Annotated in this window: 26 protein-coding genes and 1 pseudogene; 9 read left to right on the top strand and 18 right to left on the bottom strand. The window is 60.4% G+C overall.

All coding sequences use genetic code 11. The annotated features are described in order from the left end of the window. The 4 genes and pseudogenes from P7F28_RS23840 to P7F28_RS23825 all read right to left on the bottom strand — a co-directional run. Nucleotides 1–279, bottom strand: a pseudogene (locus tag P7F28_RS23840) (IS256 family transposase); the annotation flags it as partial. 307 nt (nucleotides 280–586) lie between these two features. Further along, nucleotides 587–901, bottom strand: a complete 315-nt coding sequence (locus P7F28_RS23835; protein ID WP_277187230.1) for a high-potential iron-sulfur protein — start codon at nucleotides 899–901, stop codon at nucleotides 587–589. A 133-nt stretch (nucleotides 902–1034) separates the two neighbouring features. After that, the gene (locus tag P7F28_RS23830; protein WP_277187229.1) at nucleotides 1035–2135 is read right to left on the bottom strand and encodes an NAD(P)/FAD-dependent oxidoreductase; all 1101 of its coding nucleotides are present in this window, start codon (nucleotides 2133–2135) and stop codon (nucleotides 1035–1037) included. Between the two features lie 185 nt (nucleotides 2136–2320). After that, on the bottom strand, nucleotides 2321–3298 hold the full coding sequence (locus P7F28_RS23825) for an AAA family ATPase (RefSeq protein ID WP_277187228.1): 978 nt from the start codon (nucleotides 3296–3298) through the stop codon (nucleotides 2321–2323). 295 nt (nucleotides 3299–3593) lie between these two features. Here P7F28_RS23825 and P7F28_RS23820 point away from each other — a divergent pair, with 295 nt between their 5' ends. Next, entirely contained in the window at nucleotides 3594–4106 is a 513-nt protein-coding gene (locus tag P7F28_RS23820) for a hypothetical protein (protein ID WP_277187227.1), read from the top strand. 69 nt (nucleotides 4107–4175) lie between these two features. After that, the gene (locus tag P7F28_RS23815) at nucleotides 4176–4982 is read left to right on the top strand and encodes an endonuclease/exonuclease/phosphatase family protein (RefSeq protein ID WP_277187226.1); all 807 of its coding nucleotides are present in this window, start codon (nucleotides 4176–4178) and stop codon (nucleotides 4980–4982) included. A gap of 15 nt (nucleotides 4983–4997) precedes the next feature. On the opposite strand, the gene P7F28_RS23810 is transcribed toward P7F28_RS23815, so the two are convergent. Further along, on the bottom strand, nucleotides 4998–5390 hold the full coding sequence (locus tag P7F28_RS23810) for a response regulator (protein ID WP_277187225.1): 393 nt from the start codon (nucleotides 5388–5390) through the stop codon (nucleotides 4998–5000). A gap of 168 nt (nucleotides 5391–5558) precedes the next feature. On the opposite strand from P7F28_RS23810, the gene P7F28_RS23805 reads away from it, so the two are divergent. Next, complete coding sequence (locus tag P7F28_RS23805) at nucleotides 5559–6158, top strand: alpha-ketoglutarate-dependent dioxygenase AlkB (protein ID WP_277187224.1); 600 nt, start codon at nucleotides 5559–5561, stop codon at nucleotides 6156–6158. A 3-nt stretch (nucleotides 6159–6161) separates the two neighbouring features. Here P7F28_RS23805 and P7F28_RS23800 read toward each other — a convergent pair whose 3' ends face one another. Further along, complete coding sequence (locus P7F28_RS23800; RefSeq protein WP_277187233.1) at nucleotides 6162–6536, bottom strand: RidA family protein; 375 nt, start codon at nucleotides 6534–6536, stop codon at nucleotides 6162–6164. A 145-nt stretch (nucleotides 6537–6681) separates the two neighbouring features. Between P7F28_RS23800 and P7F28_RS23795 the strand changes: the two genes are divergently transcribed. Next, nucleotides 6682–7176 carry an MgtC/SapB family protein gene (locus P7F28_RS23795; RefSeq protein ID WP_277187223.1) on the top strand — a complete coding sequence of 165 codons (495 nt, stop codon included), beginning with the start codon at nucleotides 6682–6684 and terminating at the stop codon, nucleotides 7174–7176. On the opposite strand, the gene P7F28_RS23790 is transcribed toward P7F28_RS23795, so the two are convergent. From P7F28_RS23790 to arsC, 3 genes are all read right to left on the bottom strand, one after another. Further along, nucleotides 7173–8348, bottom strand: coding sequence for a GGDEF domain-containing protein (locus P7F28_RS23790; RefSeq protein ID WP_277187222.1), 1176 nt, complete (start codon nucleotides 8346–8348; stop codon nucleotides 7173–7175). The two genes, P7F28_RS23795 and P7F28_RS23790, sit on opposite strands and share 4 nt — an antisense overlap. A 187-nt stretch (nucleotides 8349–8535) precedes the next feature. Continuing rightward, nucleotides 8536–8811: a hypothetical protein gene (locus P7F28_RS23785; protein ID WP_277187221.1), complete on the bottom strand. Its 276-nt coding sequence runs from the start codon at nucleotides 8809–8811 to the stop codon at nucleotides 8536–8538. A gap of 132 nt (nucleotides 8812–8943) precedes the next feature. Next, the gene (gene arsC / locus P7F28_RS23780) at nucleotides 8944–9366 is read right to left on the bottom strand and encodes an arsenate reductase (glutaredoxin) (protein WP_277187220.1); all 423 of its coding nucleotides are present in this window, start codon (nucleotides 9364–9366) and stop codon (nucleotides 8944–8946) included. A 366-nt stretch (nucleotides 9367–9732) separates the two neighbouring features. Between arsC and P7F28_RS23775 the strand changes: the two genes are divergently transcribed. The 3 genes from P7F28_RS23775 to P7F28_RS23765 all read left to right on the top strand — a co-directional run bounded on the left by P7F28_RS23775 (nucleotide 9733) and on the right by P7F28_RS23765 (nucleotide 11193). Then, nucleotides 9733–10020, top strand: a complete 288-nt coding sequence (locus P7F28_RS23775) for a hypothetical protein (RefSeq protein WP_277187219.1) — start codon at nucleotides 9733–9735, stop codon at nucleotides 10018–10020. A 91-nt stretch (nucleotides 10021–10111) separates the two neighbouring features. Next, nucleotides 10112–10378, top strand: a complete 267-nt coding sequence (locus P7F28_RS23770) for a cupin domain-containing protein (RefSeq protein WP_277187218.1) — start codon at nucleotides 10112–10114, stop codon at nucleotides 10376–10378. Further along, the gene (locus tag P7F28_RS23765; protein ID WP_277187217.1) at nucleotides 10378–11193 is read left to right on the top strand and encodes a DUF72 domain-containing protein; all 816 of its coding nucleotides are present in this window, start codon (nucleotides 10378–10380) and stop codon (nucleotides 11191–11193) included. Before P7F28_RS23770 ends, P7F28_RS23765 begins: the two co-directional genes overlap by 1 nt. Nucleotides 11194–11217: 24 nt before the next feature. Here the strand turns inward: P7F28_RS23765 and gudD are convergent, their stop codons facing one another. From gudD to garL, 4 genes are all read right to left on the bottom strand, one after another. Next, nucleotides 11218–12546, bottom strand: coding sequence for a glucarate dehydratase (gene gudD / locus P7F28_RS23760; protein ID WP_277187216.1), 1329 nt, complete (start codon nucleotides 12544–12546; stop codon nucleotides 11218–11220). 33 nt (nucleotides 12547–12579) lie between these two features. Further along, complete coding sequence (locus P7F28_RS23755; protein ID WP_277187215.1) at nucleotides 12580–13626, bottom strand: beta-propeller fold lactonase family protein; 1047 nt, start codon at nucleotides 13624–13626, stop codon at nucleotides 12580–12582. A gap of 233 nt (nucleotides 13627–13859) precedes the next feature. Further along, nucleotides 13860–14774, bottom strand: a complete 915-nt coding sequence (locus P7F28_RS23750) for a 2-hydroxy-3-oxopropionate reductase (protein WP_368860375.1) — start codon at nucleotides 14772–14774, stop codon at nucleotides 13860–13862. 42 nt (nucleotides 14775–14816) lie between these two features. Beyond that, nucleotides 14817–15602 (bottom strand): 2-dehydro-3-deoxyglucarate aldolase, encoded by a 786-nt coding sequence (gene garL / locus P7F28_RS23745; RefSeq protein WP_277187213.1) that lies wholly within the window; start codon nucleotides 15600–15602, stop codon nucleotides 14817–14819. A 275-nt stretch (nucleotides 15603–15877) separates the two neighbouring features. On the opposite strand from garL, the gene P7F28_RS23740 reads away from it, so the two are divergent. Further along, nucleotides 15878–16594 (top strand): FadR/GntR family transcriptional regulator, encoded by a 717-nt coding sequence (locus P7F28_RS23740; RefSeq protein WP_277187212.1) that lies wholly within the window; start codon nucleotides 15878–15880, stop codon nucleotides 16592–16594. A gap of 278 nt (nucleotides 16595–16872) precedes the next feature. On the opposite strand, the gene P7F28_RS23735 is transcribed toward P7F28_RS23740, so the two are convergent. The 4 genes from P7F28_RS23735 to P7F28_RS23725 all read right to left on the bottom strand — a co-directional run bounded on the left by P7F28_RS23735 (nucleotide 16873) and on the right by P7F28_RS23725 (nucleotide 21220). Beyond that, a complete protein-coding gene (locus P7F28_RS23735; protein ID WP_277187211.1) occupies nucleotides 16873–18096 on the bottom strand; it encodes a type II toxin-antitoxin system HipA family toxin in 1224 nt (407 codons plus the stop codon). Next, complete coding sequence (locus P7F28_RS23730) at nucleotides 18093–18383, bottom strand: helix-turn-helix domain-containing protein (protein WP_277187210.1); 291 nt, start codon at nucleotides 18381–18383, stop codon at nucleotides 18093–18095. The genes P7F28_RS23735 and P7F28_RS23730 overlap by 4 nt, the downstream gene beginning before the upstream one ends. A 158-nt stretch (nucleotides 18384–18541) precedes the next feature. Further along, entirely contained in the window at nucleotides 18542–18907 is a 366-nt protein-coding gene (locus tag P7F28_RS33900) for a zinc ribbon domain-containing protein (RefSeq protein WP_368860374.1), read from the bottom strand. A gap of 24 nt (nucleotides 18908–18931) precedes the next feature. Then, on the bottom strand, nucleotides 18932–21220 hold the full coding sequence (locus P7F28_RS23725; RefSeq protein WP_370467392.1) for a heavy metal translocating P-type ATPase: 2289 nt from the start codon (nucleotides 21218–21220) through the stop codon (nucleotides 18932–18934). Between the two features lie 80 nt (nucleotides 21221–21300). Between P7F28_RS23725 and cadR the strand changes: the two genes are divergently transcribed. After that, nucleotides 21301–21732 carry a Cd(II)/Pb(II)-responsive transcriptional regulator gene (gene cadR / locus P7F28_RS23720; RefSeq protein WP_277187231.1) on the top strand — a complete coding sequence of 144 codons (432 nt, stop codon included), beginning with the start codon at nucleotides 21301–21303 and terminating at the stop codon, nucleotides 21730–21732. Nucleotides 21733–22087: 355 nt separating this feature from the next. Here the strand turns inward: cadR and glmS are convergent, their stop codons facing one another. Continuing rightward, nucleotides 22088–23905, bottom strand: a complete 1818-nt coding sequence (gene glmS / locus P7F28_RS23715; protein ID WP_277187209.1) for a glutamine--fructose-6-phosphate transaminase (isomerizing) — start codon at nucleotides 23903–23905, stop codon at nucleotides 22088–22090. Nucleotides 23906–23915: the final 10 nt, after the last annotated feature.

Here is a 23915-nt window from a genome sequence, read left to right as displayed (position 1 = left end):
CTCGCCGTTGGGCGTCAGCACGGTCTTGGGACTGGTGCCATTGCGGTGGTTGCCAGCCTTGCCCTGCTCGGTCTCGCTTTCCAGATGGTGGCTGAGCTCGGCGGCAAGCATACGCTCGGCCAGGCGCTTCTTGAGCTGGCCGGCCAGCCCCGATTCGCCTAGTACCGACTCGGCATCCTTGCCCTGGACTTGCGCCAGCAATTGGTCAATCAGTTCATCGGAAAACAGCTTCGGTGCTTTCGGAGGTTTGAGCTTTTTTGTCACAGTTGCTTCGGTCATAAAACGGTATTTCCCTTATCGTCTCATGACCTCGGCACACGGAAAATCTGACAGGCTCCCGTCGAACCAAGAACCTTTAAGTCCCGTGCATACGCTTCGCTCATCGTGTCGAGCAGTTCTCGCGTGAATCCGTCGTGGTCGCTCATTGCAGCCATTTCCAGCTCTCCCTAAAAAACCTCGGATAACTGATTATCTTTAGTTCAAACCGAAAGCGGAAACTTACGCACCAACAAAATTTCTGCTAAGCACAAACAAAAAGCGCGTCTGGCTTTTCAACCAGACGCGCTTCAGAAACCTCGAAAAACCCTCAAGCCTTCTTCACATACGCACTGCACCAGCCCTTGGTCGCTACTTGCTTGCTGCTGAACATCGGGCACGGCGCGAACGCATCGGTGGGCTTGCCTTGATAAAACTGACAGTTGCCGCAATCCTGGCCTGCCGCGTATTTCGCGTACTTGGCCTTATCGACTTTGCTCGCGTCTGCCTTGTAGCCGAGCGCCTGCGCGGTGGGATCGTTTTCGTCAACCTTCGGCGCGTCCGCGAAAGCGACGCGAGAGCCGAGAGCGAACGTCGATGCCACGCCCACGCTGGTCATGAGAAACGTGCGACGAGATGTCTTCATGGTGACTCACTCCATGTTGTATTGGGGGATACGCCGTTCTTGGCGACGGCGATATCCGAGCATATCAACTGGCAAGCGAGTAAATGAAGCCAAATGTTAGAGATAAGCGATTCCTGAAAGCACCACGTAAGCGTCAGCGGGACATATCTGCGACGCGCTCCGCGATCGCCAGCGACGCCGTCAGCCCCGGCGATTCGATGCCGAAAAGGTTCACCAGTCCCGGTACGCCGTGCGCCGATTTCCCCTGAATCATGAAGTCCGCTGCGGCCTGTCCGGGACCGGATAATTTCGGACGAATGCCGGCGTACGCGGGCTGCAATGCATGGTCGGGAAGCTCGGGCCAGTAGGCGCGAATCGCAGCGTAAAAGGAATCGGCACGGCGCGGATCGACGTCGTAATTCAGCGACTGCACCCATTCCACGTCCGGTCCGAACTTCGCCTGCCCGCCGAGATCGATGGTGAGATGCACGCCGAGTCCCGCTTCATTCGGCATCGGATAAATCAGGCGCTCGAAAGGCGCGCGTCCGCTTACGCCGAAGTAGTTGCCCTTCGCAAAATAGAGCGGCGGCACGTGGCGATCATCGAGACCGCGAATGTGCTGCGCGATATCGTTCGCATGCAGCCCGGCGCTGTTGATCAGATACGACGCGCGAAACTTCGCGGGCGCATCGCCGCCGGTTTCGACGATGAAGCAGCCCTCGCGCGCATCGATCGACTTGACCGGCGTATGGAACACGATGCTCGCGCCGTGATTTTCCGCATCGCCCTGAAGCGCGAGCATGTACTGATGGCTATCGACGATTCCGGTGACGGGCGACCACACCGCCTCGACGCATTCGAGCTGCGGCTCCATCTCCTTCGCCTGCGCGCCGGAAATACGCGTCAATCCCTGCACGCGATTCTCGATACCCTTCTGCTGAATCGCCGCCAATTGCGGCACCTGATTACGCGCGGTCGCCACCAGCAACTTCCCGCATTGCCGATGCGGCACGCCACGCGCGCGGCAATACTCGTAAAGCATGTCGCGCCCGCGCACGCACAGTTCCGCCTTCGCCGATCCGCGCGGATAGTAAATGCCCGCGTGGATCACCTCGCTATTGCGCGAACTGGTGCCGACGCCGATCGCTTCGCCTGCTTCGAGCACGATCACTTCGCGCCCGCGCATCGCGAGTGCGCGCGCAATCGCCAGCCCGACCGCGCCCGCCCCGATCACCACGCATTCGATCCGATCCATGTCTGTGTCCGCAACCCTGTCTCGAAATCCATTGTACGTTCGAGACTATTGCGCGTTACACAACAAATATCGATCGATTAAACCAGTTTCCGAAGCAATGCAGAAAAAGGCACGAAAATGGCCGTCCGATGTCAGAAAAGCCAGGTTTTCGCGGCGTTTTTGGCAATTTCGAAAATACGCGCGCGTCAGAAACCGATCGATTTGCGCCGCGAATTGCGATCGATCACCACATCGCGTGCCTCGACGTGATGCCGTCCGTCGATCCGCGCATTGCCGAATGCGTTCAGCATCGCGCGACGCATGCCGCGCGGCGATGCTTGCGTGGGCGCATCGAGCGGGGCGTCGCCGAGCGTTTCGGGAAAGCGCGCGCCCCACGTGTGCGCGTCGCGGATATCGGCGTAGATCGCCTGCGCAATCCGCCGCGCGCCATCGCGATCCGGCGACGGAATCTCGTACACGTTCATGCGATTCATCAGCGGCTCGGGAATGCCGCGCGCATCGTTCGCGGTAGCGATCCACACCACGTTGCCCGCGTTGATCGGCACTTCCGCGAATTCGTCGATAAACGTCTGCGCGGTGTCGTGCTCCAGCAGCGCGTAAAGCGCGCCGAGCGGATCGTATTGCGCGTCGCCGGTGGCTTTGTCGATTTCATCGACCGTGATGACGGGGTTCGCGTAACTGCCGTTGACGAGCGCATCGAACACTTTGCCCGGCTTGGAATTGCGCCATTGCGACGACGCGCCCGACAGAATCCAGCCCGCCGTCAGCGAACTCATCGCCACGTAATGGCAGGACGTGCCGAGCAGCCGCGCCAATTGCTTGGTGAAATGCGTCTTGCCGATGCCCGGTTCGCCGAGCAGCAACATCGGCATCAGTTCGAGGCGATCGTCGGTTTCGAGGCACAGCGCAATCTGCTTGCGGATATCGTCGAGCGGCTCGGCAAAATTCGGCAGATTCGCCGCGAGATCGTCGATGGACGGCATGCGATTCGGCTTCACGCAAAAGCGCAGATTGCCGATCTTCAGCATCTTTTCGTAGGTGGCGCGCAGCGCGTCGCTCGCGTTTTCGGACAGATCGTTCAGCGCGGTTTCCACGTCGTCGAGACTGTAGACCTTGCTGAACGACGCCACCGCCAATTCCTGTTTGACCACGGCCGTCGTCATATCGCACCCCGTCTTTTATATGGTCGATGAGTTCAGTGTATCGACGACAAAACCACGCGCAAGCGAGCAGTCTGACGGGTCTGCTGCCAATTTCGCGGTCCTTGCCGAAAACGCAGCGAAGGACGCGCGCGGGTATCATCGTTCGAATCGACATAGCGGGTTCGGATCGTGCTCTTATTTTTCCGATTGAGATGCGCGCAGCCGGCCTCACCTCTTGTCAAAGAAAAATCGCCGGGAAACGCCGATCCAGCGGCTCACCGCCGCTCTTCCGAAGCCCGCGCCGGAGAAGCTTTCAATGCAGAAAAAAACACGTAGCGCCTGTTTGTTCGCCAGTCTCACGTTCGCGTTCGCGGTCGTCGCGCACGCGCAAAGCACGCCGCCGCAGCCCGTCAAATGGGAATTGCAGGTGATCCGCGACGGCCAGCAAATCGACTCGTTTTCAGCGACGACCAACGTCGGTCAGGCGAAAACGGATACGCACCACAACGTGACGCAGAATCGCGTGGGCTGCGCGAATCAGCCAGCCGGCGATATCGACCTGCAACGCACGCTCACCGTCTCTCCCACGCACGCGAACGCGGACGACATCACGCTCGCCATCGACGCGCAGGAAACCCTGCAATCCGATGCCTCCAGCGCGCTGCCTTCGGGCTGCAAGGTGCCGCCCGCGCCGCGCCAGATCAGCGCGTCGCATCCGGGACTCATGCTCAAGCCGGGCGAATGGGGACAATGGCAGATCGTGGATCACGATCCATCGCTGGCGTACCGGGTGCGCGCCAGTCTCGCCGCTTCGACGCCTGCACAATGAATGATCTAGACTCGTTGATGCCCGTGAAGACCGCGTAAAAGAGGCAGCCGCACAAAACACTTCGAACGCATGCGAAACCCAGAACATCTTCCGCCAGGCCCGTCTGCACGTTCCGCCACGCCGGATTTCACTGCTGTGAGCTGGAACCTGCACAAGGGCCGTTCGCCGCTCGGCTTGCGCGCCTGGAACGCGATGCAACGCTGGGTGCAATCCACCAACGCCGACGTCTACTTTCTTCAGGAAGCGATGGCGCGCCGGATGCCCCAGCCGATTTTGTCGAGCGGCTTCGGCAAACCGCTGAACGCGCCGCCCGACGATGTCTGGCATTGCCAGGCCACCGAAATCGCGACATCGCTCGAATTGCAGATTGCGCTCGGGCCGAACGTGTTCAAACCGTCCTGGCGACACGGCAATGCGATTCTCTCGCCGCATCCGCTGGACTTGAGCGGGCGATGGGATATCTCAGCGCATCGTTTTGAAAAGCGTGGCTTGCTGGTCGCGCGCGCGACCTTCGCGGGTCACGGCATCACGCTGTTGTGCGCGCATCTGGCGCTGACGCGTTCCGCGCGATTGCGGCAGATGAACTGGATCGCGCATTGGATTGCCAAGGAAGCGCCGGAAGGTCCGCTCGTGCTCGCCGGCGATTTCAACGACTGGCGCAACGACTCCGTGCCGCTGTTCGCCGAACTCGGCATGCAGGAAGTCGCGACCATGCTCGGCGAATCCGGCCGCACGTTCCCGGCGTTTTCGCCTGCGCTGGCGCTCGACAAGATGTTCGTGCGCGGCCTGAAGCCGGTCGAATGGCTGGTGCCGACGCAAGATACCGCGTGGCTTTCGGACCACTTGCCGTATATGGCGCGCCTGCGGGTGGAATAGGCCTTACTTCGAACGCTATTTCGCCAGCAGCGCTTCGAGATCGACGATGGAAACCGGCTTCGTGAGGTGATGATCGAAGCCCGCGTCCTTCGCGCTCTGACGGTCGGCGTCGCTGCCGTAGCCGGTCATGGCGAGCAGCAGTACATCGCGGGTGAGCGGAAGCTGGCGCATCGCGCGGGCGACCTCGAAGCCGTCCATGCCTGGCAGCCCGATATCGAGCACCACGACGTCGGGCCGAAAATCATCGATCGATGCCAGCGCGCGCGGGCCATCGTGTTCCGTGCGTACTTCGTGACCGAGCGCTTCGAGCAGCATCGACATGGCGAAGGCTGCGTCGGCGCTGTCATCGACGAGCAGGATGCGGCGGTTCGATGCCGCGCCGCCGTCCATATCGGCGGTGATATTCATGTGATTCCCCGGTTCAGCAAAGCAGCGAACCATTCGTCGCAGCTTTTTTGAGATAAGTGCGGCGACTGTAGCATAGGGGCTTCCGACGCGGAAAATAAGCCCGCAACATGGGTGTCCTGCCGCTCTGATATTGTGCGAAATACGCCGTTGTGCTCGTAACTTGCCGCCATGTTCGACCTTTTCGACGACATCCCCAAACCCGACATCGACTGGCATCCTGACTGGCTCGATCCCGACGCCGCCTCCGATCTGATGGGCGCGCTGATCGCCGAAGTAAGCTGGCAGCAGGACACCATGACGACGCCCGGCGGCCGTGTGCCGCTGCCGCGCCTGACCGCCTGGCAGGGCGAACCAGACGCGGTCTACGTCTATTCGGGCATCAAAAACGTACCGAAACCGTGGACGCCCGCCGTCTTGCAACTGCGCGCGGCGGCGGAAATCGCCAGCGGCGCGAAGTTCAACAGCGTGCTGCTGAATCGCTATCGAAGCGGCCACGACAGCATGGGCTGGCACGCCGACAAGGAACGCGAACTCGGGCCGGAGCCGGTAATTGCATCGGTGAGTCTGGGCGCGACGCGCACGTTCGAATTCCGCCACGCGCGCACGCACGCGACGCATCAGCTATTGCTCGTGCACGGCAGTTTGCTGGTGATGCGCGGACGCACGCAGCTCGAATGGGTTCATCGCGTGCCGAAGGAGCCGGAAGCGCGCGGCGAGCGCATCAATCTCACCTTCCGTTCCGTCGATGCCACCAAACGCAAGTCCTAGCGCTCAAGGCCGTTTCGCGACGAAATCGATCTCCACGAGCGCATCGCGCGCCAATCCCGTCACGCCGATGCACGTGCGCGCCGGCAGCGGTTTCGGCAAAAAGTACGAGCGATACACCGCGTTCATCGCGTCGTAATCGCGCTTGAATTCGGTCAGGAAGATGCGCACGCTCACCACGTTGTCGAGCGATAACTCCAGTCCCGTCAGCACGAGAATCAGGTTGTCCATCACGCGGCGCGTCTGCGCGGCGATGCCATCGGGCAAAGGCGCGCTGTCGTCGTCGGCGTCGGTGGGCATCTGGCCGGTGAGGAACACCCAGCCATCGGCTTCGGCTGCGTGCGAGAAGGGGCCGACGGGCGTCGGCGCGGCGTCGATCATCGAAAATTTGGGAAGATGGCGCACGGCGTCTCGTCTCCTTTTGCTGAACGGGAAATCGCACGTTAGCGCGTCAAAATGTCAGTGCGAGCAGCTTTGGTGCAATATTGCTGCTTCCCTTTCATCATTCGTTCGTCCACGAGCCCGCATGCTCCCTTTGCCTCTCCTGGCCGATGCCACCATTCGCATGCTTTTCGCGCTGCTGATCGGCGCGATTATCGGGATCGATCGCGATCTGCACGGCAAGCCAACGGGCATCAAGACGCTCGGGCTGGTGTCGCTCGGCGCGTGCATCGCTACGATGTGCGCGATGGATTTTTCCGCCGATCCCTTTTCTCAACACACGGATGTATCGCGCGTGGTGCAAGGGATCGTGACCGGCATCGGCTTTCTGGGCGCGGGCGTGATCATTCAGAATCCGCGCGAAAACCGCGTGCGCGGGCTGACCACGGCGGCGTCGATCTGGGTGACGGCGGCGGTCGGCATTCTGTGCGGCATGGGCGTGTGGAGTCTGGCGCTTGTCGCGACCGTTTTGCTGATCGTCACGCTGGTGATCGGGCGCGGTATCGAAAAGCATCTGTTGCGGCGCTGGTTGAACAAGCCGCCGCACGAAAGAAGCGTTTTCGACGATGTCGGCGATTAAACCAACGCGTCTTCCTCGGGCGCTTTCACGCGATTGCGCCCCGCGACCTTTGCCGCGTAAAGCCGCGCATCCGCACGCGCCATCGCCGATGCCAGCGTTTCGTGTCCGTCCCACGCCGCTATGCCCGCGCTGAAGGTGTAATGCAGCACGCCGCCGCCCGGCACGCCACACGGCGTCGTCGCGACCGTCACGCGCAGCCGTTCGATCAGCGCGGTCACGTCCGCGATCTCATCGGCGCGGCATACGAGACAAAACTCTTCCCCGCCGATCCGCCCGAATTCATCGCCATCGCGAATCCTCGCTTTCACGATCGATGCGAAATGGCGCAGCACGTCGTCGCCTGCTGCGTGGCCGTATCGATCGTTCACGCTCTTGAAGTGGTCAATGTCCACCACCACGACATATTCGCGATGCCCGCTCTGCGCCGCCCGCGCAAGCCGATCCGTGGCCGTTTGCAGCAACGCCTTGCGTGACAGCGCGCCGGTGAGATCGTCGAAGCGCGCGAGGCGTTCGAGGCGTTGCGCGAGGCGATCGTGCGCCATCATCACCAGGCCGATGGACAGCGTCGGCAGCACCAGAATGCCGAGCGCGAGAAACGCGATTTGTATCGGTCCGGGTTGCAAAAGCGAGATTTGCGACGGCGGTGCGACCGCGTAGATCGCGCCGCGCACGGTATTGCCGACCGCGCCGAGTGCCGCCGCGCCCGCCACGAACATGTAGTTGTACGCGGGCCGCTCGGGTGGACGCGAGAGCATGACGCGCCCGGCGATCGCGAGATCGCACGCGCCGTGGAACGCGGACACAATCACCACGCGCGCCGGCATATCCGGCACTACGTACGTGTAATACACGATGCCCGCGAGCACGCCGAGCCACATGGTCCAGCCGACCGCGCGCTGTGTTGGCCCGACGCGTACATCGAAAAATTCGTTGCAGCCTCCGAACACGCGCAATACCGTCGCTGCCAGCAATTGATTCGACACCACGATGCCCAGCCACGCAGGCGACATGCTTTGCGTCGAGACCAGCGTCAGCGAAATCACCGCGATCAGGTTCGCCCAGATCCAGCGCGTCACGCCGGGAATGGCGTGCGGACGCAGCGAGATCAGCGCGAGTATCGAGAGAACACTCGATAGCGCGGTGACGACGAGAATGCTGAGTGGGCTGAACATCGCAAAGGGGTTTCGGGAACGCGCGGACGGTGGCGAAAAAGTGAATACCGTCTCGGGTTTTACGGCTTGCTACGCTGGAACTTGAATCAGGCATTTCCGACGCAGAACGAACGAACAACGACGAAACACGACGAACCAACGAGCAAACGGCGAGCCATCGACTCGCCGTTCGAAGCTGCATCACGCCTTACCAGCCGCGATGGTAATCGCGCCAACGCTCCTCGCGACGCTGTTCGTGACGCCACTGACGCTCGCGCCATTCATGACGACGCCACTCGCGCTCACGCCAGCGATCATCGCGATACCCGTCGTATCCGTACACGACCGGCACGGCGGGCTGCGCGTAATACACCGGCCCGCCGACGCCGACCGCCACATCCACATGCGCCGAAGCCGATGCGGACATTGCCAGCGCCGCCATCCCCGCCAGGCCGATGATCGTACCCAGAATCTTCTTCTTCATCTCGCTTATCTCCCTGCAATGAGTGCATGAAATGCTCTGCGCGTCACAAACAGGATAAGAGGCGAGTCCGGACACAAGTGCTACGACACTGCCAGAAAGGTAACGTCAGGTAACGGTCAGCGAGTCAGCGGATCAGCGAACGCGCTTGCCGTGCTCGTCGATGACGACTTCGCCGTCTTCCTTCGTGAACGGCCCTTTCTGCGGCGACGGCAGAATATCGATCACCAGTTCGGACGGACGACACAGACGCGCGCCCATCGGGGTATCGACGAAAGGACGATTGATGAGAATCGGATGCTCGATCATCGCGTCGATAAGTTGTGCGTCGGAAAGCATGGGATCGTCGAGACCGAGTTCGGCGAACGGCGTGCCTTTCTCGCGGATCGCGTCGCGCACCGTCAGCCCCGCGCGCTGAATGAGCGATGCCAGCGTCTCGCGGCTCGGCGGATGCGTCAGATATTCGACGATGGTCGGCTCGATCCCCGCATTGCGGATCAATTCGAGCGTATTGCGCGACGTGCCGCACTTCGGGTTGTGATAGATGGTGACGGTCATGATTCGAGTCCCTGGGTTCGTCCGTTCGTGAATTCGTGGATGCCTCAGTGCTGCATTCTAGGACTGCCGCTCACGAACGTGCAGATTCATCCTCGATGACGCATGAGTCACATTCGTGTCATGGCATCGACCAGATGCGCGTTTATGCCTATAAATAGGCTGTCAAATGCGTCAATCCTTGCCTATAACGAAATGTGCAGTGCGGCATGAAGGCCGCGCGCCGCCAGCGTTTTGCCGGAGCTTCCCACGCACCGCGCGTGGCACGCTTCCTGCGCTAACCCAATTCGTTTGAAAGCAGCGAACCGAGCGGCGCTATCTTTTGTCGATACACCGCGCGCCTGCTCCCCGATCAAAGGAGTCGATGATATGAAATCACGTCTGATCAAGACGGCGCTCGCCGTCACGCTGATTGCCGCTGCCGGAGCCGCATCGGCACAACAGATGTATTACCGCACCGCGCAAGTGCCCGGACAAGCCCAGGCCGATACGTACACGCAAGCGCAAATGGATCAAGGCACGACCATGCAGTCGCAATCCGGCGACACGTCCTACGGTGGCGCACCGATGTCGCGCAGCGCGGCGGGCATGGGCGGCAGCACAATCTCCAAGCCCTGCACGCGCGGGCCAAATTGCGACATTTTCTTCGGCAACTGAACACCAGCAAACGCGTTAGCATAGGTTTCGCATAAGGCGCGATCGGCATCGAACGATCGCGCCATTTCCTACAATTTCAATCGATACCGCCATGCAACGCGACGAATTCATCGCCCTTCTCGACGCGGAAGGGTTCAACGAAGTCGTGACCGTCACGCGCGATCCAAACGGCTCGCTCGATGTTCATACGCATTTGTTCGAGGCCAAAGCTCTGATCCTTTCCGGCGATCTCATCATTCGTTGTGGTGACGATGCGCGGCACTATCACACTGGCGATGTTTTCCATCTGGCGAAGAACGTCGAGCACGAAGAGAACTACGGTCCTGAAGGCGTGAGCTATCTCGTCGGACGCAAGTGATGGCGTCGAAGAAAGCGGGCATACGTGTGGGAATCGGCGGATGGAATTTCGAGCCGTGGCGCGGCACGTTTTATCCCGAAGACCTGACGCAGAAACGCGAACTCGAATACGCGAGCCGCGCGTTGACGAGCATCGAAGTGAACGGGACGTTTTATGGCTCGCAGAGTCCGGCGACGTACGCCAAGTGGCGCGATGAAACGCCCGATGACTTTATCTTTTCGCTGAAAGCGCCGCGCTTCGCGACGAACCGACGCGTGCTTGCCGAAGCGGGCGATTCCATCGAACGATTTTTCAAGAGTGGCGTGCTCGAATTGCAGGACAAGCTCGGGGCCATCAACTGGCAATTCGCGCCGACCAAACAATTCGATGCCGATGATTTCGAGCGCTTTCTGAAGCTGCTTCCTGCGAAAGTCGAAGGCCACGCGATTCGTCATGCGCTCGAAGTGCGCCACGAAAGTTTCGCCGATGCCGCGTTCATCAAACTCGCGCGCAAGTACAAAGTCGCCGTGGTAATGGCGGGCGATTCGAAGTATCCGCAAATCGCCGATGTGACCGCGCCGTTCGTCTACGCGCGCATCATGGGCACGACGGAGAAGCAAAAGAACGGCTACGCGAAAGCGGCGCTGGATCGCTGGGCGGAGCGCGCGAAGGAATGGGCAGCGGGCGGAGCGCCTGCGGACTTGCAGACGGTATCGGAGACGGCGGCGGCCAAGGCCAAATCACGCGATGTGTTTATCTACGTGATCAGCGGCTTCAAAGAGCGCAATCCCGCCGCCGCGATGGAAATCATCAAGCGATTGAAAAAGGCGGAGTGATACTCCGCCTTCTTTCGACGCGCGTTATCGCACGAGGCACGGCTTCTTGTTGTCGAATTTCCAGTTCGGAATCAGGTATTGCATGGCGACGCCGTCATCGCGCGCGCCGAGTCCATGTTGCTGATACAGCGCGTGCGCTTTTTCAACCTCTTCCATATCGAGTTCGACGCCAAGACCCGGCACTTCCGGCACCTTCACTTTGCCGCCGACGATCTGCAACGGATCGCGCGTCAGGCGCTGGCCGTCTTGCCAGATCCAATGCGTATCGATCGCGGTGATTTTGCCGGGCGCAGCAGCGGCGACGTGCGTGAACATCGCCAACGAAATATCGAAGTGATTGTTCGAGTGCGAGCCCCATGTCAGGCCCCAGTCGTTGCACATCTGCGCGACGCGCACCGAGCCTTGCATGGTCCAGAAATGCGGATCGGCAAGCGGAATGTCCACTGATTGAAGCTGGATTGCGTGGCCCATTTGACGCCAGTCCGTTGCAATCATATTCGTTGCGGTCGGCAAGCCCGTGGCACGGCGGAATTCGGCCATCACTTCGCGGCCCGAATAGCCGTTTTCTGCGCCGCATGGGTCTTCGGCATACGCGAGAACATCGTGCTTGTCGCGGCACAGGCGGATCGCTTCGGCGAGTGACCATGCGCCATTTGGATCGAGCGTCACGCGTGCTTGCGGGAAGCGTTCGGCAAGCGCTGTTACCGCTTCGATTTCGGCATCGCCTGCGAGCACGCCGCCTTTGAGTTTGAAATCGTTGAAGCCGTAACGGGCTTGCGCGGCTTCGGCAAGACGCACGACCGCTTCGGGCGTCAGCGCGACTTCCGTGCGCACGCGTTCCCAATCGTCCTTACCGTCCTCGCCCGATGCATACGGCAAATCGGTTTTGTTACGGTCTCCGACATAAAAAAGATAGCCGAGCATTTCGACTTCGTCGCGCTGCTGGCCTTCGCCAAGCAACGCAGCAACCGGCACACCGAGATGTTTGCCGAGCAAATCGAGCAACGCGGCTTCGAGTGCGGTGACGGCGTGAATCGTCGTGCGCAAGTCGAAGGTTTGCAGACCGCGACCGCCTGAATCGCGATCGGCAAATGCGGTGCGAACTTTGTTCAACACCGCCTGCATATTGCCGATCGATTGCCCGACGACGATAGAACGGGCATCGTCAATCGTTTTGCGGATATTCTCGCCGCCCGGCACTTCGCCAACACCGACATTCCCCGAACTATCCTTCAGGATAACGATATTTCGCGTAAAGAACGGACCATGCGCGCCGCTCAGATTCATCAGCATACTGTCCCGCCCGGCGACGGGCACAACGCGCAATTCGGTAACTTTCGGAGTGTTCGACATGACGTAATCCGGTGACAAAGAGAATGAAGTGAATCAGGACTGAGCGACGATTTCGACCCAGTTTGCGCCCTTGCCGCCTTCGCATCGCGAAAGCAAGGTGAGCGCGCCGGTATCGGCGTCGATCGAATAAGCCGATACATGCGACGACTTTTCGCCGCACGCAATAAGAAATCGTCCGGTCGGATCGATACGGAAGCCGCGCGGTTGCGCCTCGGTATCCGTAAAGCCGATGTAGCGCAGCGTCTGCGCGTCATACGCGATCAGCCGATTCGACGTGCGCTCGCAAACGTAGACGAAGCGGCCATCGGGCGTGAGCTGCATATCCGCGCCCCAGATCAGTTTGGCGAGCACGGCGGGATCGATCTGCTGGCCGCTCGCGAAACTCGGACGCACGCGGCCATGTTCGAGATGCGCGAGCGCTGCGGGCGGCTCGGACATTTTCATCGCGCCGAGCTTGCCGGTGGCGGCATCGCGCTTGAACGCGGCGACGGTCGCGCGGAATTCGCTCACCACGTAGAGCGTGCTTTCGTCCGGTGAGAAGCGAAGGTGACGCGGGCCGAAGTTTTTATCGACAGTGACGACTTCGAGTGCGTGCAACGCGCCGTCGCGCAATTCGAAGACGTGCAGCGTGTCCGCGCCGAGCGACGCGGCGTATGCAAAACGGCCGTCGCGCGTCGAGACGATGGAATGCGCGTGCTTGATGCCATCGGCGAACTGGAGCGCCGTGCCGCGCGCGGCATCGTACAAGCTCACGCGATCTTCTCCGTACGATGCGCCGAGCAAATAGCGGCCGGTGGCATCGGCGGAAAGATAGGCGAGGTTCGATTCGATCGGCGCGGCGTGCTTGCGCGTAAGCGTGCCGTTCGATGCATCGAGCGCGAACGTGACGATGCTCGGCTGCGCGCCGCGCGTGGCCGCATAGAGCGACGCGCCATCGGACGACAGCGCCAGCGGCATGACGTTGTCGTCGGCGCGATAACGGGCGTGCGATTCGAGCTTGCCAGTGGCGGGATCGAGCCGATACGCGCCGATTTCACCGTCCGCCGCGTTCGAAACGAATACCGAGAAAGCGTGGGTCATCGCTGAATCCTGTGTGTGATACGTTGTCTGATGACATTGTATGTTGATGTGGTCATGCGGCCAATTACGCGTTTACCCTTTAACGCCTCAAATGCCTTATGTACAAGGCTCCGAAGCTCAGGAGCCACATTCCAGCAAGCGCGTCCAAACGCCGATTTCAAGACATCAGACAACTGAGCAAATAACAAAGCCGGCTCGCGCCGGCTTCTTGGCCCTCGGAAGGCTCGTTATCTTTATTTCGTCTTCTGACCGATTTCGTGGTCAGCCAGGAATTCCAGCGCGCGCACCATGCCGGAATGGTCCCACGCCTTACCGCCGTGCGCGGCGCACGCGTTGAACAGTTGCAGACAGTTCGACGTCGCCGGCAGCGACACGCCCAACGCTTGCGCCGTTGACAGCGCCAGATTCAAATCCTTCTGATGCAGTTCGATCCGGAAGCCTGGATTGAAGGTGCGCTTGGTCATGCGCTCGCCGTGCACTTCCAGAATGCGCGACGACGCGAAGCCGCCCATCAGCGCGTTGCGGACCTTTTCCGCGTCCACGCCCGCCTTCGATGCAAGCAGCAAGGCCTCGCCAACCGCTTCGATGGTCGCCGCGACGATCACCTGATTCGCCACCTTGCAGACCTGCCCCGCGCCGACTTCGCCGATCAGCGAGACGTTCTTGCCCATCATGTCGAACAGCGGCTTGACCTTGTCGAAGGTCGCCTGCGCGCCGCCGACCATGATCGTCAGCGACGCGGCCTTCGCGCCGACTTCGCCGCCGGAGACGGGTGCATCGAGATAATCGGCGCCTTTTTCGCGCACCTTGGCCGCGAATTCGCGCGTGGCGATCGGCGAGATCGAGCTCATATCGACGACGATTTGCCCCGCGCGCAAGTTCTGCGCGACGCCGTTTTCGCCGAACAGCACGCGTTCGACGTCCGGCGTATCCGGCACCATCACAAAGATGATGTCCGCTTTCGATGCGACGTCGGCCGGGCTGTCGCACGCGGTCGCCCCTGCCTGCGTCAGCTCGGCGGACACGCCGCTGCGCGTGAACGCCGCCAGCTCGACGCCGTTCTTGACGAGATTGGCCGCCATGGGATTGCCCATGATGCCCAGTCCGATGAAACCTGCCTTTGTCGCCATGAAATCGCTCCTTTGAATGTCAGTGTCGGTTCAGCGGAAGAGTCGCGCGAATCTCGCAGCTTACTCCGGGTAAAAGTGTTTCTTCACGGCCTGCGCGGCGTTGCGCAGCATGCCGAGATCGGCGCAGACCGCGACCATCGATGCGCCCATCGCAAGATAGCGCTCGGCGTCGGCCTGCACGGGCGCGAGGATGCCGCTCGCCTTGCCCGCCGCGTGCGCGCGCTCGAAGACGTGTGCGATGGCCGCCTGCACATCGGGATGATTGGCGTTGCCGAGATGTCCGTAATTCGCCGCGAGATCCGACGGGCCGACGAACAGCGCGTCCACGCCTCCGACGGCGGCGATTTCATCGACGGCTTCGACGGCTGCGCGGCTTTCGATCTGCACTGCCACGCCGATGTTGTCGTTCGCGACTTCGAAGTAGTTCGCCACCGTGCCGAATCTGTTCCCGCGATGCCCAACCGATACCCCGCGAATGCCCTGCGGCGGATAGCGCGTCGCAGCGACGGCGCGGGTGGCGTCGGCGGCGCTATCGACAAAGGGGATCAGGAAGTTGACGAAACCGCCGTCCAGCAGCTTCTTGATGGCGATGGCATCGTTGGCCTGCGGACGCACAACGGGGGCGCTTACGCTGTCCTTGAGCGCCATATGCTGCGGAATAAGCGTGATGGCGTCGTTGGGCGCGTGCTCGGCGTCGAGCAGCATCCAGTCGAATCCGACGACGCCCAGCATTTCGGTGACGGCCGGACTCGCCAGCGACAGCCAGCAGCCGATCAGCCGCTCGCGCTTGAGCAGCGACGCTTTGAAACTATTGGGCAACGCCTGGTACGGGGTTGATGACGGCATGAGTGTCTCCCTGTGACGGACAGCGATCTTCGATGGAAAGCGGTACGTCCGAGAGATTCAAGTTATCAGACGTCTTAACACAGAGTACCGTTACTTTAAGCTGCTGAGGCAGACGCGTAAACCCTTAAGTCGCTTATCTTCAGGCAGTTTCGACGTATTGATCGATACACATGTTATACGACGTCTTAACACTAAGAACGATCGTTCGCCGTTGACGCGGTTCCAATGCGAATACATGATGCGTCCGATGTCTACTCCACTCTCCGCAGAACCACATGGCCAGCCTCACCGATAAAGTCGTAGCCAATCTGATCGAAGATATCGAGCGCGGCGCGCTGCGTCCCGGCGACAAGATTCCGACCGAAGCCGCGCTAATGAAGCAACTCGAAGTCAGCCGATCCGTGGTGCGCGAAGCCGTATCGCGTTTGCAGGCGGCGAATATCGTCGAGACGCGGCATGGCGTGGGCACGTTCGTGCGTGCGCCAGCGGATCGCGAAGCGGTCCGGCTTCAGGATGCGGATCTGTCGAGCTTGCTGGATATTCTGGCGATCATCGAATTTCGCATCGATCTGGAAGGCGCGGCGGCGGCCTGGGCGGCGGGACGTCGGACAGAGCAGCATCTGAAGCAGATCGGCGCAGCGCTCAAACGATTCGAAGAACAAGTGGCCAACGGCAGCACCGATGTGCTCGAACACGATGTCGAGTTTCATCTGCAAATCGCGCGGGCGAGTGGCAATCGATATTTCTACGACGTGCTGAGTCAGATGGGACGCGGCGTGAGTCCGCGTACACGGTTAGGCAAAGCGGAGATTGCGGAGCTGGATCAGATCGAACGATTGCGTCACGTGCTGAGCGAACACAAAGCGATCTATCAGGCGATCGTGCGTCAGGATGCCGACGATGCGCGTGCTGCCATGCGGCTGCATTTGAGCAATAGCCGTGAGCGCTTGCGACAGGTACATGCCTCCGCTTCTCCTTCTCCTTCGAAGTGATGCGCTTTTCTTTTGAGCACGTCTGCTGACGTCTCTATGTAAACAAAAGAGATCGTATGTATACGTCGTAGTAGTTAACAAGCACGACGCATTTCAGTGGATAAGTGCCTTCAGCCGTTTCGCGTCAGAGGTTTACGCGAGCAATAACTTCGGTATGAACGGACGGTTTGTGAAGTGAAGCTTGAATAACTTTGGCGGATTCTTCGTGCAAACGAAGTTGTTCAGAAAGCGTGAACAGTTAATCGGGTGAGGTTTCGACAGGGTTGTCCACAGAGGCGTCAGTGCATGCGCGCCTGGTTTGCGCGAACGACCTTCTCCATCGCGTCCAGCGTTTCCGATTCCACCGGCAGATCATCGGCGAAGCTGCGGAAGCGGGAAGCGACATCCGCGATGCGTTCAATTGTTTCTTTCGCCGTACGCTCCGGCACTTCGGTGAGACTCGCGAGCTTCATCAGATGCTCACGCGCGGGCGCTCGCGCCTCGCCGCAAATATCCATTTGATGCTCGCCACCAGGACCTGAATTGAACGTGAGGTCATACGCCGGAGAGAACAGCCAGCGCCCATCCGATGCCATCACGAACGAGAAGTTCTTCGCGTGATCATCGCGATTGTTGAACACGACGTTGAACACGCAGCGCTCGAACGCTTGCGGCACTTCGCGCAGGTCTTGCGTCATGAACTTGGTCAGTCTGAGCAGCGCGACGTAGTCCATCTGTGGCACGCGAAAGTCGGCATGAGCGACGCCTGCGGCCGTGTGCATCGGTACGCGCATACCGTCAGTGCGATCGAATCGTTCGATGCCGAATGCCGATAGATTCGCGCCGAGGTCGAAGTATCGCGTGACGGGAATACGCAGACCGCATGCGGATGCAATGGCGCCATACATTGCTTCGACTGCGCAGACTTCTTTGTGCTCGTGCTGCGCCGGAAATTTGACGAGCCAAGGTGTGCCCGCGCCGTCTTCCGAGTTCGACATGCGGTCGGTGGCTGCATCGAAATTGACGAGCACTTTCGGCCGCGCGCCATGCGGCGAGCCGCCCATCAGCGCAAGTTCGCGCAGCATAGATTCGCTGCCGTCAGTCATGACCTGACGAACTTCCCGTGCGAGCTTCAATAGCTCGATATCGTGATGCGCCGGTTCTTCTTCCGATGCCGGTTCAAACGTGAGCGCGCCCATCGCCCGATCACCGATGAAAGCGAGCCGATCAAGCGGCGAAACGCGCTGTGGTTCCAGCCCTTGCTTTCGGAATAGCCGATCCATCAGCAGCATGCCCCAGCCATCGGGAAGCGAATCGCTGATCAGACCGGGTAAGTGAAGTTGATGCGCGGGAAAGTTGCCAAATGATTCGGGACCGAGCGGCAGTTTGAATGGCGACAGTTGAAGGCCGCGTCGAAGCGCTTCGCCTGAGTATTCGAACAGCAGATCGCGGCCGTCGTTGGCTAAACGCGCGAGTTGGAAACGCTCGCCCCAGCCTGCATAGATGACGTTCAGCTTTTTCATGACGCGCGTTTCCGTTTGATGCTGGCCGCTTCCATCGCCTTGATCGAACGCGGCTTGAGGTCGAAGAGCGAGTCAAGATCGCCGGCGAGGCCCAACGCCTGCGCAACGCGAACGATGTTTTCGAACGTGCCTTTGCCGCCGCGTTCGATATTCCGCAGCGCCCGTTCGGAAATGCCCGCGCGCCCGGCAAGCTCGCTTTGCTGAAGATTTCGAGCGAGGCGATGCTCACGCAGGCGTTGCCCGAGCGCTGCCGTGATTTCGTCTGCGGTGGAAAGCTGGAACATCATATTTGTGCCGGTTAAGGCCGAAAAATGGCGTTATCGGCATGATTTTACCGATTAATCGACGGTTCGCATGCCGATGAAATAAAAAAAACGCCTCGCTAGAGGCGTTTCGTTTAGCGAGTTCAATATCTCGATTCGAGCCACCAAACGCTGAGTCCGCGTCACGATTTCACCGGCGTGCCACAACTACTGCAGAACTTCGTGCCCGCAGCCAGGGGCTGGCTACATTGTGAACAGGCTTGAGGCGCAAGCCGTGTGGCGCATTGACTGCAAAAGCGAGAACCCTCTACGTTCGACGCGTTGCACTTCGGGCATGCCACTTCGGCTTGCGGCGCAGGCGTGTTGCCCGGTGAACGCCCCCATTCTTCGCTCGAGTATGTGCGGCCATCGCGATTCCACCCATCGCGGGCGTGCTTGTCACCATGATGGCTTCCGCGGTTGCCGTGCGAGCTATCGTGACCGCGTCCATGACCACCCTGCGAATATCCGCCGTGGTGGCCTCGAAATATCTTTTCTAACCAGCTCATGGGATTCTCCGGAATTTTCTCGGTTCATTTACGAAGCAGTCGCAGGCCATTGGCGACCACAAGCAGGCTTGCGCCAACATCGGCGAATACGGCCATCCACATGGTCCCCAGGCCACTCAGCGTCAGTGCCAGGAATATCGCTTTAATGCCGAGCGCGAGCGTGATGTTCTGAATCAAGACTGCGTGCGTCGCCCGCGAGAGGCGGATGAAGGTTGGAATCTTGCGCAGGTCGTCGTCCATCAACGCAACGTCGGCCGTCTCGATGGCGGTGTCGGTGCCCATCGCGCCCATGGCGAAGCCGACGTCAGCGCGCGCGAGCGCTGGAGCGTCGTTTATGCCGTCGCCGACCATCCCCACCATGGCCTTGCGATTCGACAGACTCTCCACCACGCGCAGCTTGTCTTTGGGCAGTTGGTCGCCCTCTGCGCGGTCGACGGCAACCTCTTGTGCGATAGCAACTGCCGTGTGGACGTTGTCGCCCGTAAGCATGACGGTCTGCACGCCAAGCATACGAAGTTCGGAGATGGCCTCGCGGCTCGTTTCCTTTACCGTGTCTGCTACAACAAACAAGGTCAGCACGCGTTCGTTGTCGGCCAACATCACAACCGTCTTGCCTTGACTTTCGTACGGTTCCAGCCGTGCCTCAAGTTCGGGCGAGCAACGCCCAAGCTCCTCGACAAGGCGATGGTTGCCAAGCGAATATCGACGACCGGCGATAAACCCGGCGATGCCGCGTCCCGGGATCGCCTCAAACCCGCCGACATCAAGTCGGGCGATACCGCTCATTTCGGGAGCCCCGGCGATTGCCGTCGAAACGGGATGATCCGAGCGACCGGAGAGACTCGCTGCGACGGTACGTGCGAATTCAGTCTCAACATCGGCGGCGAGCATCTCGACCGCGACGAGCACTGGCTTGCCATGCGTGATGGTTCCCGTCTTGTCGAGAGCCAACCACCGCAGCTTCCGTCCCTGTTCGAGGAACGTGCCACCCTTGACCAGAATACCCTTGCGCGCCGCAGCCGCGAGGCCGCTGACAATCGAAACTGGCGTCGAGATGACTAGCGCGCATGGGCACGCAATGACCAGAAGCACCAAGGCCTTGTACACCCAGTCGAACCATCCATCCCCAAAGAAAAGCGGCGGCACGACAGCAACCCCGAGCGCAATCAGGAAAACAATCGGTGTGTAGACCTTGGCAAATTGGTCGACGAATCGCTGCGTCGGGGCTTTGGCTCCTTGTGCCTCTTCCACAGCATGGATGATGCGGGCGAGCGTCGATTTGTTTGCAACAGCGGTTACCGAGTACTCGAATGACCCTGACTCGTTGATGGTGCCGGCGAAGACGCTATCACCGGGCCCTTTCTCAACTGGCATGCTCTCGCCGGTGATGGGCGCTTGATTGACAGTGGACCGACCCTCGCTGACTGCGCCGTCAAGCGCGATACGTTCGCCCGGGCGAACTCGGACGATTGCACCCAGTTCAACCACCTTCGCTTCCACGTCTGCCCAGGAGCCATCTGGCTGTTTGACTGTGGCGGTCTCAGGGGTGAGATTCATCAAACCTTCGATGGCATTGCGCGCGCGGTCCAGCGACTTCGCTTCGATGAGTTCAGCAATTGTGAACAGGACCATCACCATGGCGGCCTCGGGCCACTGCCCGAGCGCCAGCGCGCCTGTTACCGCAATGCTCATCAGCGCGTTGATATTGAGGTTGAGGTTGCGGATGGCCACCCAGCCCTTTTTGTAGGTATTTATGCCGGAGAAGGCGATCGCGACCAGGGCTAGCGCAGCGACTGCCCCCACCGGCACTCCCAGCCAATCTGCGACCTCAGCGCCCAACGCTGCACCTGCCGCTACCGCGAGTGGCCACCAAGGCTTCCTGGCCGGCGCCGCCGCACGATCACTCGCCGTGTCGTCTCCGCTTATTTCAGGCGTGAAGCCCAACGTTTCGAGTGCGGCAACCACGGATTGGAGGCCATCCGGGCGATGCACAACGGTTAGGACACGTTGCATAAGATTGAACTGCAACTCAGACACTTCGGGCATTGCCCCGAGTTTTTTGCGAATCAGCGCTTCTTCAGTCGGGCAGTCCATCTGCATGATTCGCATCTGAGTGCGAACAAGACCTCCGGCCATAGCGGTCTGCTCGAGCGCGCGCAGAGGCTGCGCGTCGCTGTTATCCGCATGGATATGGCCACATCTTTCGTTTGGGTCATGCTCTTCTGCCGCGACGACCGTGGCATTGTCGGCGCCCGCTTGCTCGGCTGAACGGCCCGGGGGACTGGTGGAGTTACTTCCGCAGCAGGGGTTCATGTCATCTGTCCGGTTGGTATATGCTCCCAGTAGACACCTTGGAGCAACTCCAAGGTCAAGCGCGATCCAAGGGGCAGATGATGAGAATTGGCGAGTTGGCGAAAGCCGCGAGTTGCACGACCGACACCATCAGGTTTTACGAGAGAGAGGGCCTGCTGCCGCCGCCCGAACGGACCGACGCCAATTACCGAACCTATTCCCGCGAGCATATTGAGCGACTGCGATTCATTCGACATTGCCGTGCACTCGATATGACGCAAGACGAGGTGCGAACACTGCTCGCAGCTACTGACGAATCAGCTAACGGATGCGGCACCGTTAACGCTCTAGTTGACGAACACATTGCGCATGTCGAAGAACGTATCGCCGAACTTGTTTATCTTCGCGAGCAGCTAAGCGCTCTGCGCGCCCGGTGCGGCGGCGAATCCGCAGTCGATGAATGCGGAATCATGCAGGGGCTGGCTTCTATGGAGACAGCACCTGCCAAAACTCGGGGAACCCATCTGGGCTGACTGACGTTCGAGGGCGAGTTACGCTGGCTCATCGATACGGAAACCCTGCGCGAAATCGACGTGGGTCATCGCTCTACGAAGCGATACGCGCGATGGCTGCGTGGGCGCTTGCCTTGCGGCCATTGACTCGAAGTCAATGGACCAACGAAGCACATAGGCTTTTGATTTCAGCGCGTTATAGATGCGATACGTCCCGATGTCCGTCTACCCAACGGATCGACGTGGTGAGAAGCCCTCGATTGAGAGGGCGGGCATGGGCGCGGCGGGGAATTTCGACGCTCCAGCCTCTGCGTTCACACGCTGAGGTCCGCACAAGTCGCGCGGACCTCGTTCAAACTCGCTACGTTTTCTACTGTTATTCCACCGTCACAGACTTAGCCAAATTTCTCGGCTTATCCACATCCGTCCCACGCGCGCACGCCGTGTGATACGCGAGCAACTGCAACGGCACCACATGCAGAATCGGCGACAGCGCGCCGTAGTGCTCCGGCATCCGAATTACATGAATGCCATCTTCACTGACGATCTTCGTATCCGAATCCGCGAACACGTAAAGCTCGCCGCCACGCGCGCGCACTTCCTGCATGTTCGACTTGAGCTTCTCCAGCAGCGTGTCGTTCGGTGCCACAGTCACCACCGGCATCGCTTCCGTCACCAGCGCGAGCGGCCCGTGCTTCAGCTCACCCGCCGGATACGCCTCAGCGTGGATATACGAGATTTCCTTCAGCTTCAGCGCCCCTTCCAACGCGATCGGATAATGCAGCCCGCGTCCGAGGAACAGCGCATTCTCACGCCGGGCAAAGTCTTCCGACCACGCGATGATCTGCGGCTCCAGCGCGAGCACGCTATTCAGCGCCGCCGGCAAGTGCCGCAACTGGCCGATGTACTCCGCTTCCAGCTTCTCATCGATGAAACCGCGTTGTTTGCCCAGCGTCGCGGCCAGCACGAACAGCGCGACCAACTGCGTCGTGAACGCCTTCGTCGATGCCACGCCAATCTCCGTCCCCGCATGCGTCAGGAACGCGAATTCGGTGAGCCGCACCATCGCGCTGGTCGCGACGTTACAGACGGCGAGCGTGTGCTTGTGACCGAGCGATTGCGCGTGCTTGAGCGCGGCGAGCGTATCGGCGGTTTCGCCTGATTGCGAGATCACGACCACGAGCGCGCGCGGATTCGGCACCGACTCGCGATACCGATACTCACTCGCAATTTCCACCTGCGTCGGAATCTTCGCGATCGATTCGAGCCAGTACTTCGCCGTCACGCCCGAGTAATAGCTCGTGCCGCACGCGAGAATCAGAATGCTGTCGATCTCGCCGAACGTCTTGGCAGCGGATTCACCGAATAGGCTCGCGTCGAAGCTATCGGTTTGCGGGATCGTGTCTGTGATCGCGCGCGGCTGCTCGAAGATTTCCTTCTGCATGAAATGGCGATACGGCCCGAGTTCCACCGCGCCGCCATACGCCGCGACCACGCGCACTTCGCGCTCCACCGGCGCATCGTTGCGATCGGCAATCTTCACGCCATCCAGACTGATCTCGACGACATCGCCCTCTTCCAGGAACGCGAATTTATCGGTGCTGCCAGCGAGTGCGAGTGCATCGGATGCGAGGAAGTTTTCGCCTTCGCCCACACCGACCACGAGCGGCGATCCCTGACGCGCGCCGACCACCGTATGCGGCTGATCCTTGTGAATCACGGCGATGGCATACGCGCCGTGCAGTTGCTTCACGGCATCGCGCACGGTCTGGAACAAGTCGCCCGTGTACGTGCTGTGAATCAGATGCGCGATCACTTCCGTATCCGTCTGCGAGACGAATTCGTAGCCCTTGCCCTTCAGCATCTCACGCAAGGACTCGTAATTTTCGATGATGCCGTTATGCACCAGCGCCACCGTATCGCGCGAAAAAATCGGGTGCGCGTTGTTGGTCACCGGCGCGCCATGCGTGGCCCAGCGCGTATGCGCGATGCCCGTCATGCCGCTGAGTTCGGTTTCGCGCACCTGCGCGTCGAGGTCCGATACGCGCGCGACGCTGCGTGCTCGACGCGGTTCGCCATTGGCGAGCACCGCGACGCCGCACGAGTCATAGCCGCGATATTCGAGGCGGCGCAGTCCTTCGACCAGCACCGGAACGATGTTACGTTGCGCTACCGCGCCGACAATTCCGCACATATGCGTTCAT

The sequence above is a fragment of the Caballeronia sp. BR00000012568055 genome (genome assembly GCF_029439455.1).
Classification (GTDB): Bacteria; Pseudomonadota; Gammaproteobacteria; order Burkholderiales; family Burkholderiaceae; genus Caballeronia.
This window is presented reverse-complemented; position numbering and strand designations above follow the sequence as displayed.

What these genes read in the sequence shown, in the direction of transcription:
- P7F28_RS23835 (WP_277187230.1), bottom strand. Translation starts at nt 901, where the DNA reads ATGAAGACATCTCGTCGCACGTTTCTCATGACCAGCGTGGGCGTGGCA.
- P7F28_RS23830 (WP_277187229.1), bottom strand. Translation starts at nt 2,135, where the DNA reads ATGGATCGGATCGAATGCGTGGTGATCGGGGCGGGCGCGGTCGGGCTG.
- P7F28_RS23825 (WP_277187228.1), bottom strand. Translation starts at nt 3,298, where the DNA reads ATGACGACGGCCGTGGTCAAACAGGAATTGGCGGTGGCGTCGTTCAGC.
- P7F28_RS23820 (WP_277187227.1), top strand. Translation starts at nt 3,594, where the DNA reads ATGCAGAAAAAAACACGTAGCGCCTGTTTGTTCGCCAGTCTCACGTTC.
- P7F28_RS23815 (WP_277187226.1), top strand. Translation starts at nt 4,176, where the DNA reads ATGCGAAACCCAGAACATCTTCCGCCAGGCCCGTCTGCACGTTCCGCC.
- P7F28_RS23810 (WP_277187225.1), bottom strand. Translation starts at nt 5,390, where the DNA reads ATGAATATCACCGCCGATATGGACGGCGGCGCGGCATCGAACCGCCGC.
- P7F28_RS23805 (WP_277187224.1), top strand. Translation starts at nt 5,559, where the DNA reads ATGTTCGACCTTTTCGACGACATCCCCAAACCCGACATCGACTGGCAT.
- P7F28_RS23800 (WP_277187233.1), bottom strand. Translation starts at nt 6,536, where the DNA reads ATGATCGACGCCGCGCCGACGCCCGTCGGCCCCTTCTCGCACGCAGCC.
- P7F28_RS23795 (WP_277187223.1), top strand. Translation starts at nt 6,682, where the DNA reads ATGCTCCCTTTGCCTCTCCTGGCCGATGCCACCATTCGCATGCTTTTC.
- P7F28_RS23790 (WP_277187222.1), bottom strand. Translation starts at nt 8,348, where the DNA reads ATGTTCAGCCCACTCAGCATTCTCGTCGTCACCGCGCTATCGAGTGTT.
- P7F28_RS23785 (WP_277187221.1), bottom strand. Translation starts at nt 8,811, where the DNA reads ATGAAGAAGAAGATTCTGGGTACGATCATCGGCCTGGCGGGGATGGCG.
- arsC (WP_277187220.1), bottom strand. Translation starts at nt 9,366, where the DNA reads ATGACCGTCACCATCTATCACAACCCGAAGTGCGGCACGTCGCGCAAT.
- P7F28_RS23775 (WP_277187219.1), top strand. Translation starts at nt 9,733, where the DNA reads ATGAAATCACGTCTGATCAAGACGGCGCTCGCCGTCACGCTGATTGCC.
- P7F28_RS23770 (WP_277187218.1), top strand. Translation starts at nt 10,112, where the DNA reads ATGCAACGCGACGAATTCATCGCCCTTCTCGACGCGGAAGGGTTCAAC.
- P7F28_RS23765 (WP_277187217.1), top strand. Translation starts at nt 10,378, where the DNA reads ATGGCGTCGAAGAAAGCGGGCATACGTGTGGGAATCGGCGGATGGAAT.
- gudD (WP_277187216.1), bottom strand. Translation starts at nt 12,546, where the DNA reads ATGTCGAACACTCCGAAAGTTACCGAATTGCGCGTTGTGCCCGTCGCC.
- P7F28_RS23755 (WP_277187215.1), bottom strand. Translation starts at nt 13,626, where the DNA reads ATGACCCACGCTTTCTCGGTATTCGTTTCGAACGCGGCGGACGGTGAA.
- garL (WP_277187213.1), bottom strand. Translation starts at nt 15,602, where the DNA reads ATGCCGTCATCAACCCCGTACCAGGCGTTGCCCAATAGTTTCAAAGCG.
- P7F28_RS23740 (WP_277187212.1), top strand. Translation starts at nt 15,878, where the DNA reads ATGGCCAGCCTCACCGATAAAGTCGTAGCCAATCTGATCGAAGATATC.
- P7F28_RS23735 (WP_277187211.1), bottom strand. Translation starts at nt 18,096, where the DNA reads ATGAAAAAGCTGAACGTCATCTATGCAGGCTGGGGCGAGCGTTTCCAA.
- P7F28_RS23730 (WP_277187210.1), bottom strand. Translation starts at nt 18,383, where the DNA reads ATGATGTTCCAGCTTTCCACCGCAGACGAAATCACGGCAGCGCTCGGG.
- P7F28_RS33900 (WP_368860374.1), bottom strand. Translation starts at nt 18,907, where the DNA reads ATGAGCTGGTTAGAAAAGATATTTCGAGGCCACCACGGCGGATATTCG.
- P7F28_RS23725 (WP_370467392.1), bottom strand. Translation starts at nt 21,220, where the DNA reads ATGAACCCCTGCTGCGGAAGTAACTCCACCAGTCCCCCGGGCCGTTCA.
- cadR (WP_277187231.1), top strand. Translation starts at nt 21,301, where the DNA reads ATGAGAATTGGCGAGTTGGCGAAAGCCGCGAGTTGCACGACCGACACC.
- glmS (WP_277187209.1), bottom strand. Translation starts at nt 23,905, where the DNA reads ATGTGCGGAATTGTCGGCGCGGTAGCGCAACGTAACATCGTTCCGGTG.